Consider the following 12,465-nt stretch of genomic DNA (forward strand, 5'->3'; position numbering starts at 1 on the left):
AAGAGGTTATAGAAATTCGCAGAATTTCATAAAGATGGTGTATTATTTAGGAAATGCCTAAAATATATAATTCCACTAATTTAGGCGAAGAGCCAAATAATTTTATTAAGTTCTCTTTTTAGTTGCTTTATTATTATTACTATTATTTACACAATTAAAAAAGCTTTCAAATCCTCATAAATTTTAATTTTAACACTCACTTTTTCTACTTCCAAAACACTTTCAATTTGAATTGGAATCGGCAATTGTACATTTAGTGCAGGTTCAACAGTATCTAAAAATTTGATAGGATGTGCTGTTTCTAAGAAAATACCAATTGCATTTTGATGATTGTTCAGTTCTTTTTTTAGTCCGAGATAACCTATTGCGCCATGCGGTTCAGAAATGTAACCCGCTATTTTATAAATACTTTTCATCGCTGCAATAGTCTCTTCATCAGAAAATGTGTATGACGAAAAATCTTTTTTAAATTGCTCTAAATCGTTTTGGTACATTTCCTGAATTCGTATAAAATTACTTGGATTGCCCACATCCATCGCATTCGAAATAGTAGCTTTTGAAGATTTTGGATCATAAATTCCATTTTGTAAAAACCTTGGAACTGTATCATTTACATTAGTAGAGGCAACAAAATGCTCAATAGGTAAACCCATTTTTTTTGCAATAATTCCAGCGCAGATATTGCCAAAATTCCCACTTGGACAGGAAAAAATTAATGGTTTATTTTGTTTTTTTAATGCTTTATAAGCAAAAAAGAAATAAAACATCTGTGGCAACCAACGTGCAATATTTATGGAATTGGCTGATGTTAGGTTTTTATGCTTTAAATCAGGATCTAAAAAAGCTTTTTTTACCATATCTTGACAATCATCAAAAAAACCGTCTACTTCAAGCGCTTTTATGTTTTGACCCAAAGTGGTTAACTGTCTTTCTTGAATATCACTCACTTTTCCTGAAGGATACAAGATGATAACGTCAACACCCTTCACCCCCAGAAAACCATTAGCGACCGCTCCGCCAGTATCGCCAGAAGTGGCCACTAGAACAGTACTTTTATAGTCTTTTTTATCCTTATTAAAATAACCAATACAGCGCGACATAAACCGAGCGCCAACATCTTTGAAAGCCATAGTTGGTCCATGGAACAATTCGAGGGAATAAATATCCTTTTCGACCTCAACTAATGGAAAATCAAAACACAAAGTCTCGTTGATAATTTCCTTTAAAATATTTTCTGGAATCTCATCGCCTACAAATTGTTTGATAGCTTGAAAAGCTATTTCTTCATTGCTCAAATTTGCGATACTATCAAAAAAAGCAGAATCTAATGGCGTTAGTGTTTCAGGGAAATATAATCCTCTATCAGATGCCAATCCCTGTATTACTGCTTCTTGAAAAGAAACATTTTGTGCTTTATGGTTTAAACTGTAGTATTTCATTTTTTTGACATTGCGAGGAACGAAGCAATCCTCTTGTTATTTTTGTATTGTTTTTAGTCCTTAGTTTTTATTCTTAGTTTTTAGTCCGTCGTGCCTCGGCCTTAATTCTTAACTGTAATACTTTTTAAATACTCCATATATAAACCTAATTGTTTTTTCATCAATATTTAGTTGAAAATTATATTTTTATTTATTCCTTGGTATTAATAAGCAAAAATAAGAAAGTCCTTTAAAAATTAAAAATGAGTACTTTCAAAAACTTAATAGTAAAGACTACGTGTTTTCCAACAATAAGGACTAAGTACTTTGCAACACTTAGGATTTTTCAAAACTAAGGACAAAGGACTTTCCAACACTAAGGACTTTGCAACACTAAGGACTAATGACTTTCATTCCCTCATCATTAACTTTTGATACATGAATTTCATAAGGTAGATTCATATTTTGATATATTTGACTCATTGCTACTGCAATTTTTTCAGCAGTTTCTTTTCCTTTGCTTAAAGCAAAAATTGAAGGGCCAGATCCGGAAATCCCGGAGCCCAATGCGCCGTTTTCTAATGCAGTTTGTTTAATTAAATCAAAGCCTGGAATCAATACGCTTCTCAATGGTTCTATAATTTCATCATGAAGCGATCGTCCTATTAATTCGTAATCTTTAGTATATAAACCGGCAATTAATCCGCCTACATTTCCCCATTGCGTTATCGCACTTTTCAGCGAAACCGTTTGTTTTAACACCGAACGTGCATCAGAAGTTTTTAACTCAATTTGAGGATGAACCACCGTTGCATATAATTCTGACGGACTCTCAATTTTAATTATATCCAGTGGATTAGAACTGCGAACTAAAGTAAATCCGCCTAAAAGAGCCGGAGCAACGTTATCTGCGTGCGCATTTCCGCTTGCTAATTTTTCACCTTGCATCGCAAATAACACCAGTTCTTTTCTGGTAAAAGGCCGACCTAATAACTCATTAATTCCAAAAACAGCTCCAGCTGAACTTGCAGCACTGCTACCAATCCCGCTTCCAGCTTTGATGTTTTTGTATATTTCAATTTCAAATCCAAAGTCGGTTTCAATATTTTCAAGCAGCGCCAAAGCCGCAACGCCAGCCACATTTTTTTCTGTCTCCAGTGGTAAATCGGCACCAATGATTTTTATAATCCGGACTCCTTTTTTAGTTGATTTTCTAATAATCATTTCGTCACCTGCTGTTTCTAAACACAACCCAAGAACATCAAATCCGCAGGAAAGGTTAGCAATAGTAGCTGGGCAAAATATTTTTATTTCATTCATAGACTATATTTTTTATTCACTCGCCGTGGCGGGGTTAGGGGACTTATCTGTTTCCAATTCGGATTACATCAGCAAAAATCCCAGAGGCCGTAACAGCAGCGCCTGCACCAGCACCTTTTATCAATAATGGCTGATCTACGTATCTGTCCGTAAAAAACAACACAATATTGTCTTTTCCTTCTAAATTATAAAAAGGATGATCTTTTGCTATAAATTGCAAACCTACATTTGCTTTTCCATTTTCAAATTGAGCTACATATTTAAGTCTTGAATCTTTGCTCAAGGCATCTTTATAAATCGCTTCAAAATGAGCAGCGTGCTTTATTAATGAATCAAAAAAGGCTTGGTTTGTAGTGGTATCTAAACATTCAGCGGGCATGAACGATTCATTTTCAATCTCGTCGATTTCCATTTGGTAACCACTCTCTCTAATTAGAATTAATATTTTTCTAGCGACATCAATTCCGCTCAAATCAATTTTAGGGTCTGGCTCCGTAAATCCTTGTACTCCAGCTTCTATAACAACATCATGAAATGAATTTTTTTCATCAAAATTGTTAAAAATAAAATTTAAACTTCCTGATAAAACCGCTTGAATCTTATTGACTTTATCACCCGATGCAACAAGATTTTTTACAGTATCTATAATAGGTAAACCAGCACCAACATTAGTTTCAAATAAAAAGGGAGCATTAAATTGCTGTGATAGTTTTTTTAGTTTTTTGTAATTATCATATTCTGATGCACAGGCAATTTTGTTACAAGTCACAACCGCGATGTTGCGCTTTAAATACTGTTCATACGTTTTTGAAATATTTTCATTTGCCGTAATATCTACAAATATACTGTTGCGTAAATTAAGCTCTTTTACGGTATCAATAAATTTTTCTTGATTAGCAATTTCGCCATTTTCTAATAAAGTTTGCCACTCCTTGAGATCGATACCCTCTTCATCAAAATGCATTTTTCGCGAATTTGATACGGCAATTACACGCAAGTTTATTTTTAGATTTTCTTTTAAGAATTTCTTTTGCTGCTGAATCTGCTCCATAAATTTTTCGCCCACATTACCCACACCCATTACAAATAAGTTTAGCTGTTTTGTATTTTCTTCAAAAAAGTTTTCGTGTAGTGTATTCAAAGCTTTTTTAACATCTCTTTCGTTGATCACTGCCGAAATATTTCTTTCAGATGCGCCTTGGGCAATGGCTCGGATATTCACATTGTTTTTTCCTAGTGTACTAAACATTCGACCGCTTAAACCTTGATGATTTTTCATGTTTTCTCCAACCAAAGCGATAATACAGAGATTTTTCTCAACAATACATAAATCAATTTTGTTTTGAGAAATTTCAATTTCAAATGCTTTGTTAATGGCTTCTTCTGCACTATCTGCATCAGAATTTAATATTCCAATACAGATAGAATGCTCGGAAGATGCCTGAGTAATAAAAATGACATTTATATTTTGATGCGATAGTACTTCAAAAAGTCGCTTTGAAGAACCAGAAACACCAATCATACCGGAACCCTCTAACGTAATTAAGGTGATATTGTTAATATGGCTTATACCTTTTACGGGATTGGAAAAAATCATTTCCTGATTAGAAATATAAGTTCCAACAATTTCTGGCTCAAAAGTATTTTTGATTATTATCGGAATATTTTTTCTTAAAACAGGTTGAATAGTTGGCGGATATAAAACTTTTGCACCAAAATGTGATAACTCCATTGCTTCTTGATAAGAAATAAAAGCGATAGGCTGTGCTTGTTTTACCACTTTTGGGTTTGCGGTAAACATTCCATTTACATCAGTCCATATCTCCAATTGGTTTGCATGGAGTGCTCCTGCGATAATTGCAGCAGAATAATCAGATCCACCGCGACCTAAAGTGGTGTTTATTCCGTTCATAGACGCTGCTATAAATCCTGGCATAATAACAACTTGATCTTCATTTGCATTAAAGAAATCAATTATCAACTCATTTGTAATAGTAAAGTTAACGGCTGCTTTACCAAAATAACTATTCGTTTTTATTAATTCTCTACTGTCTTTATAGCTGCTATTTTTAAAATTTTGCTTTAAAGCTTCTGCAATTATATAAGAAGAAAGTAATTCTCCAAAACTTAAAATCGTGTCGGATGTGCGCATTGAGAGTTCTCCTAAAAGAAAACAACCGTCTAATAATGTTTCAAGATGATTTATAATTCTTTTGATATGACTTAAAAGTCCACTTTGTTCACTTACAGGAATAAGTTCTTTAATAGCGTCTAAATGTTTTTTCTCTATTTCAGCAAGAATAACTTTATAATTTTCGTCACCAGCTGCTGCACTACTTGAAGCCAAATGGAGCATATCAGTAACTTTACTAAAAGCAGAAACTACAACTATTAATTTTTCATTCGTTGCGTTTTTAATTATTATATCTAAGACTAATTTTATATTTTGAGCATTGGCAACCGAAGTCCCGCCAAATTTTAATACTTTCATACGAGTTTATTTTTGTTTTGTATTATCGATTATCACTACTGAATTCTATCTTGGGATGAAATTTTTTTTTCTAATCTAGAAGGTGTACTGTTTTTGTACACCCGAAAATTTTCTTTCTAAAAAGAAAAATATAATATATAGGTTTATATGAAGATTGTTTACCCCAAAGGGGTAGTAGTGGTTGTAGTAAATGTTACAGCAGTCAAAACCGATGATGGAATTGAGATCGAAGATTGATATATAGCTGTATTGTTTTTCATTTTACTTTACAAACTTACAGTAATTTAAATAAAGATAATAAACCACCATCATCTTTTACGAATATTTCATAATTCCAAGCTCTAATTATAGATACCTAAATAATCGATGGTTTCTAATAGGTGTAATTGTACTATTCATTTAATTTCTTTATGACAAAGCCATTATTTTAGTACTTATTATTTTAAAAAGTAAGTGTTTTAGTCCCATATCACGGTTTTATAAGGTCATTAAAACTACTTTTAAATTCTAAATTACATGTCAATAAAAAAATATTTTTAAATTATTAATGCTGTACCAATACTATACACTGCTTTATAAAATGATAATTTTTAAAATTATAAATTGTAATTAAGGACGATAAAATGGTTTACACTATTGTTAGACAGATTGTCATTTTAAAATTTAATTATTCGCTCAGAAAATTGTTAATATTAACTTAACATTAGACGAAAAGAATGCAGTAATTTTGTCGCATTAAATTCATAAAAATGAACATCAATAATTTTTTCCAATTTTTAGTTCCAAAGGATAAAAAATTCTTTCCATTATTCGAAGCAGCCTCGAGTAACTTAATCGAAATTGCGACTAATTTGCACGAGGCAGTAAATCTACCATTAAAGGAACGTAACGTTATTTTTCAGAAAATAGATGCTTTAGAGCAAAAAGGCGAAGACATCACGCGTCAAACAAATTTGGAACTTAGTAGAAATTTTATCACTCCATTCGATAGAGAAGATATACATGCTTTAATCATTTCTATTGATAACGTAGCCGATGACCTTCATGGTACTTCTAGCAGAATGAAATTATATCAAGTGGATAAGATTACTAAATCAATTAGAAAACTAACTGAAATTAATTTAGAAGCTTGTCAAAATATAGATGTTGCAGTGAGAGAATTACGTAATTTGAAAAAAATGAAGATCATTACGGATGCCATTGCTAGAATTAATAAGTTAGAAAACAAATCTGATAATGTGTACGATAAAGCTGTTCTTGATTTATTTGAAAATGAAACGGATGCTAAAAATATAATTAAGTACAAAGAAGTATTATCTATGCTGGAAGCGGCAACCGATAAATGTAAAAGTGTGGCTGGTGTTTTAGAATCTATCTCTGTAAAACATTCCTAATCCTATCGATTATATAGTACAATTATCATTATGGAATTTACTTTACTTATTATTATAATAATATTAGCGTTAATCTTTGATTACATCAATGGTTTTCATGATGCTGCTAATGCTATTGCAACAGTTGTTGCTACTAAGGTTTTATCCCCTTTTCAAGCGGTCCTTTGGGCGGCATTTTTTAACTTTCTAGCCTATTGGGTTTTTGGTTTTGGCGTGGCTGATACTGTAGCAAAAACGGCCAATACACTTGAAATTGATTTAGTTGTAATTCTTGCTGGGGTAATAGCAGCAATAATTTGGAATTTATTTACATGGTGGCAAGGCATTCCTTCGAGTTCATCACATACGTTAATTGGTGGTTTTGCCGGAGCAGCAATTGCCCATGCTATTGCAGTTCATGGATTTGCAGGTTATTCAGTAGGTACAGGTTTAGATAAGCATACCGCGTATTGGTATGATACAGTAAACTGGTATACTGCAGGTTATGATGGTGGTTTCCCTTCAGGTGTTTTAGTTATTATTGCGTTTATAGTTTTAGCTCCTGTATTAGGTGCATTTATGTCTTACCTGATTTCTATTTGGTTACTTAATGCGTCAAGAAAAACTATATATCCAAAGATCTTCACCATTGGTTTGATGGTAGCAACAATACTTTTTGTAGAAAGTCAGATGATCTATTACAATGATATCAAAAGACCACGTTTTGATTCCCATTTATGGAGTATAGTTTTTGAATCACATAATATCAAATGGTTTCTGGTCGCTTTCATTATATTATCAATAAGTTGTTTTTGTTTATTATTTAGTAGTTTAAATTTATATCAATCTACTTATTGGTTAAAGAAAATGCAACTCTTATCATCAGCAGCATTTAGTTTAGGACATGGTGGTAATGATTCTCAAAAAGTAATGGGAATTATTGCAGCAGCGGTTACAGTTTACATTCACACCAGCGGAATTTCGCAAGATATGCTACCAGACTGGCTTGATGTGGTATTACCAAATGCGGATGGAGATTTCAAAATGCCAGAGTGGATTCCGTTAGCTTGTTACTCAGCAATTGCAGCGGGAACTTTGAGCGGTGGTTGGAAGATTGTTAAAACAATGGGTTCTAAAATCACTAAAGTAACTTCCTTTGAGGGAGTTGCCGCCGAAACCGCAGGAGCATTAACTTTATATTTCACAGAACACTTTAAAGTTCCAGTAAGTACAACACATACCATTACAGGTTCTATAATTGGGGTTGGACTTACAAAAAGAGTTTCTGCAGTACGGTGGGGAATGACAGTAAGTTTGATTTGGGCTTGGGTCTTAACGATTCCAATTTCAGCAATACTAGCAGCACTTATATATTATACTTTAGCGGTTTTTATTTAATACAGTTAATCATAATATTTTAAACCATTCTTTTTAGGATGGTTTTTTTATGGTTTTTATTTTTAAATAAAGCTATGATGGATTGAAAAATGCGATTGTGACACTAAAAATGTATTGTATGATTATACCAGGTATCAAAATAATTCATCAAAAAAAAATTATCTTTATAAAATATTCTTATCGTAGGGCAGCACAAAAGAGGTAAAGTAAAGAATTAGCAGAGACAAAGATTAATTTATAACATTCTTTATAATTTATTAATTGGATTGTGTAAAAAAATATTATTAAAAATAAATTTGCCCACAGATTAAAGTTAAGTGTTAATTTAAATCAAAGTGTAAAATGAGCAGTAAAAGTAAGATTCAATCTAACGCACTTTATGAGAAGTAAAAAAATTATCAGCTGAAACTGCTTGATTTTTTTAAAACCATTGAATCATAATAAAGTGATTTAAATTTTTTTTTAAGTCTTAATTACCTTTTTTATATAACAATATTATTCACCATATTTATTTCGTTCACTTTTATTCATAGATTCTGATATTATAAATATTCTTAAACCAATTTTAAAAACTTTACTTTATGCACTGTGAATCATTGAAATTTATATGATTAAAATTCTGTAAAAAAATATAGTTTTAAACCAAAAACTGCTTTGATAAATCAATAAATTTTGAAATGAAAAAGATAATTGTAACAATACTGATAATTATATCTTTGGATTGTATCGCACAATCTCAAGTTATCGAAAACTTCCATTTGACAGTCTCCCCGATAATTGATCAAAAGAATCCAGTAACAATTAAAATTATTTCAGCATTAAGTAGCTTTTTAGAATCAAAAAATAAATCAATTATTGAAAATGATTATTGGTTACAATCCGATTTCCAGAAGTATACTTATCCTTATTTAGATCTCTATAACATCGAGCAAAGTAAGTTTGGTAAAGACTTTTTTAAACCGACATTAATGGAAGTCTTGTCGACAGAAAATGAAAATCAAAAAGTTTTAAAAATTGCGTATTTGGGACACAATCCACAAACTGATGAAAATTTTATTAAATTGATCTACAATATAATAGCAAATGTTAAAAGAGAAGAAATAAAATTTAGTAGTTATTTAGATTTTGCCACAAGAAATTGGAAAAGAGAAAAAAAGGAGAGTATTAATCATATTATTTCACCGATTAAAAATATAAATCACAAAGAAATTAAAGCTCAAAATAAATCGATCAAGAAATTATGTGATTTTTTCAATACAAAACCAATATCGATAACATATTATTCGTGCGTAAATCCAAAAGAACTTTTTGAAATAAAAGGTTTCGATTATAATCCAATGATGTATATCGATGATTCTGGTGGGCTTGCTGATTATGGCAATATTATTTTTTCAGGAAATAGTTCGGAGATTTATACTCACGAGATCGTTCATATTTACACCAATAAGCTTTATCCTAAAATTGACAAATTTCTTGATGAAGGAATTGCAACTTACCTCGCCGGTAGTGGAAAATATGATTATGAATGGCATAGGAAAAAGTTTAAAAAATTTATAATCGAAAATCCCAAACATGATTTCAAAAATCACTTTAATCCTTATGAAAGATTGTATTATGAAAAAGAAACTTCAGTTCCATATATGACTTCTGCGTTAATTTGTGAAAGAACATTACGGATGTATGGAAAGGAGAGACTATTGCACATGTTACAATCACAAGATCAACTTTGGAATGTTTTAAATAATGTTGGATTAACAATGGAAAATCTAAATGACGAATTAATCAAAGAAATAAGTTTACCAATTACCGCTGTACTTTATTAACTAAAAAATCTAAAAAGATGTAAATGCTTATAATATTATGACTTTATTATCAAATCATTAGAATTTTTAAAATCGTAAACCAACTTCTAATTTTAAATAATAATTAGTTTATATTTTAACTAGTTATCTTTTACTAATCTTTAATTGAATAAAAGATAGTTTATCCAATAATGACTATCTACATATTTAAAGCTACTATTAAGTTTCTATATTTTTCGGAGCAACATTGTGACATGCATACAAGAATATATTTGATCAAGTTTCAAAATATTCCAGTCTTTTTCTATCATTGCACTTATCTTTTTTACTTTAAAGGATGTACTCAAGGGCAAAAGATTGAATGCAACTCCATATTTACTCATACCTAAAAGACCTCTTATGTCTTCAATTTTGAAATTTTCCGAAATTTTTTGTATCGTTTTTTTGGTAAATGGCCATTCCCAATCTTTATCACTTTGAAATGGCCTGTAAAGAGTTCTTAAAAGTTGTATTGGTAAACTTGTGTCAAGTGGGTCATAACTGATAATAATGCCATTATTATTGAGCTTTTCATTAAGTTTAGAAATTAATAAATCGAAATTTTCAAAATGATGTAATACTCCGTATGCATAAATAATATCAAAATCAGTATCGTGAAATTCAGGTGATAAGAAATCGATAGCAATTCCTCGAACATTTTTACAATCGTGTTTTTTGAGGTCTTGCACAAGCGAAGCAATAGCCACATCACTCAAATCGATTCCAATATATTCTTTGGCATTTTGAGCCATATATATTGATAAATAATTACCCCGCAAACACCCCAAATCTAATATTTTTTTATTGCGTAAATCTCCCAACCATATTTTATGTTGCTCATGTACACGGTTCTTAATATCGAACTTAGACCTAAAATCATTTAAAATTCCATTTCTCAGATTTGACCAAATAGTAGAAATAAAATTTTTCTTTGCTTTTTGAGAGGAATTGTAAAAGTCTTTTTGGCGTTTATTAATTTCTAATATTTGCTGAGTGTTTTTCATAATTAAGCAATTAAATAGTCAATTCATGGAGGTATTCTTTTGCAAAATATGTTATTTCATTTTAAAATTCTTTTCGATTGCTTTAATCATTTCTCCAGCAATATCTTTATTAGTTGCACCCTCAATTCCTTCAAGTCCTGGAGAGGAATTTACTTCTAGTAATAAAGGTCCTTTAGACGATCGAATAATATCGACACCTGCTACTTTCAATTCCATTGCTTTAGCTGCTTTTATAGCAATACGTTTTTCTTCAGAAGTTACCTTTATAATCGAGGCCGTTCCTCCAAGATGGATATTTGCTCTAAATTCCCCTGGCATTGCTTCGCGCTGGATCGCTGCAACCACTTTGCCATCAATCACAAAACAGCGTATGTCTTTGCCATTAGCTTCTTTAATAAATTCTTGAACTAATATATTAGCATTTAAACTTTTAAAAGCATTGATCACACTTTCAGCTGCTTTCTTAGTTTCAGCGAGCACAACTCCTTTTCCTTGAGTTCCCTCTAATAATTTTACTATTAATGGTGGTCCACCCACCATTTTTATCAAATCATCAGTATCCAAAGGTGAATTAGCAAATCCCGTTGTAGGAATTTCCACTCCATGATTTAGTAACAATTGCAAAGAATACAGTTTATCACGAGATTGTGTAATAGCATGAGAAGAATTTAAGCAATATACTTTTAAAGCTTCAAATTGTCTTGTTAAAGCACAACCATAAAAAGTAATACTTGGTCTAATTCTAGGTATAATTGCATCAAACTGATTTAATATTTTTCCACCTCTGTAATGGATTTCAGGAGTTTTTGCGTCTAGTTTCATATAACATTCTTTGATGTTCAAAAAATGCATTTCATGACCACGCATTTCACCAGCTTCCATGATACGTTTATTGCTATATAAATCTGGATTACTAGCCAAAAGGCCTATTCTTAATCCAGAACTTGCTTTTTCAGAATTTTTATAAAGTTCCTTTAAACTCTCGGCGGTGGGTTGACCTAAAAGATACTTACGCTCTGGATCTACTAAAACTCTTCCACTCATGGCTTCGCGACCTAAAAGCATTCTAAAACCCATTGAATCTCGATTAGTCAATGTCATTTCTATTGCCCAGATGGAAGTTCCAATTTGTAAATTAGCCTGAATTACAGACCGCTGCTCTCTAAAACCGCTTGAACTTTTTACAATTCTTTTATCAACTAATGGTGCTTCACAATGAATTACCGTTTTTAAATTATTTTGAATGGGATTGATATCAAACCGTACCCAGTTACTATCATTTTTAATAAAAGGTGCAATATTAATGGCGTGCAAAGCCGACGTTTTAGCACCTGAATCTACTCGAGCTTTAATAATAGGAATTCCTATTTCTGGAAAAGAGCACCACTCTTCACTTCCTAAAATGACTTTATCATCTTGCATAAGATATATTTAATTTTCTCGATTTATAAAAACCAAATGTAAATATTTGTTTTCTAAAAAGGAGTGTTAATAATAATTAATGCGTGTAGTTATTGTCTTTTTTTTATCATAAATCAATGCTTAATTTCAAAAAAATAAATATTTTAATCCCATTTTAAAGTTTCAAACTTTACAAAATTTTTAATTTGATTTAAAAAT

The 12,465-nt window shown here is 31.2% G+C and carries 8 protein-coding genes; 3 read left to right on the forward strand and 5 right to left on the reverse strand.

Going from position 1 to position 12,465, the window contains the following annotated elements; all coding sequences use genetic code 11:
• Window positions 1-146: 146 nt before the first annotated feature.
• From thrC to thrA, 3 genes are all read right to left on the reverse strand, one after another.
• The gene (gene thrC, locus RCH18_RS14385) at window positions 147-1,439 is read right to left on the reverse strand and encodes a threonine synthase (RefSeq protein WP_326937468.1); all 1,293 of its coding nucleotides are present in this window, start codon (window positions 1,437-1,439) and stop codon (window positions 147-149) included.
• A gap of 372 nt (window positions 1,440-1,811) precedes the next feature.
• Window positions 1,812-2,738, reverse strand: a complete 927-nt coding sequence (locus tag RCH18_RS14390) for a homoserine kinase (RefSeq protein WP_326937469.1) — start codon at window positions 2,736-2,738, stop codon at window positions 1,812-1,814.
• 43 nt (window positions 2,739-2,781) lie between these two features.
• Window positions 2,782-5,229 (reverse strand): bifunctional aspartate kinase/homoserine dehydrogenase I, encoded by a 2,448-nt coding sequence (gene thrA / locus RCH18_RS14395; RefSeq protein WP_326937470.1) that lies wholly within the window; start codon window positions 5,227-5,229, stop codon window positions 2,782-2,784.
• A gap of 749 nt (window positions 5,230-5,978) precedes the next feature.
• Between thrA and RCH18_RS14400 the strand changes: the two genes are divergently transcribed.
• From RCH18_RS14400 to RCH18_RS14410, 3 genes are all read left to right on the forward strand, one after another.
• Window positions 5,979-6,623, forward strand: coding sequence for a DUF47 domain-containing protein (locus RCH18_RS14400; RefSeq protein WP_326937471.1), 645 nt, complete (start codon window positions 5,979-5,981; stop codon window positions 6,621-6,623).
• Window positions 6,624-6,653: 30 nt separating this feature from the next.
• Window positions 6,654-8,000, forward strand: coding sequence for an inorganic phosphate transporter (locus tag RCH18_RS14405; RefSeq protein ID WP_326937472.1), 1,347 nt, complete (start codon window positions 6,654-6,656; stop codon window positions 7,998-8,000).
• Between the two features lie 677 nt (window positions 8,001-8,677).
• Complete coding sequence (locus RCH18_RS14410; RefSeq protein ID WP_326937473.1) at window positions 8,678-9,823, forward strand: hypothetical protein; 1,146 nt, start codon at window positions 8,678-8,680, stop codon at window positions 9,821-9,823.
• Between the two features lie 206 nt (window positions 9,824-10,029).
• Here RCH18_RS14410 and RCH18_RS14415 read toward each other — a convergent pair whose 3' ends face one another.
• Window positions 10,030-10,845, reverse strand: a complete 816-nt coding sequence (locus RCH18_RS14415; protein WP_326937474.1) for a class I SAM-dependent methyltransferase — start codon at window positions 10,843-10,845, stop codon at window positions 10,030-10,032.
• Between the two features lie 51 nt (window positions 10,846-10,896).
• Window positions 10,897-12,267 carry a 30S ribosomal protein S6--L-glutamate ligase gene (gene rimK / locus RCH18_RS14420; RefSeq protein WP_326937475.1) on the reverse strand — a complete coding sequence of 457 codons (1,371 nt, stop codon included), beginning with the start codon at window positions 12,265-12,267 and terminating at the stop codon, window positions 10,897-10,899.
• Window positions 12,268-12,465 lie beyond the last annotated feature (198 nt).

Source organism: Flavobacterium sp. PL11, assembly GCF_035985025.1.
In the GTDB taxonomy this organism is placed as follows: domain Bacteria; phylum Bacteroidota; class Bacteroidia; order Flavobacteriales; family Flavobacteriaceae; genus Flavobacterium.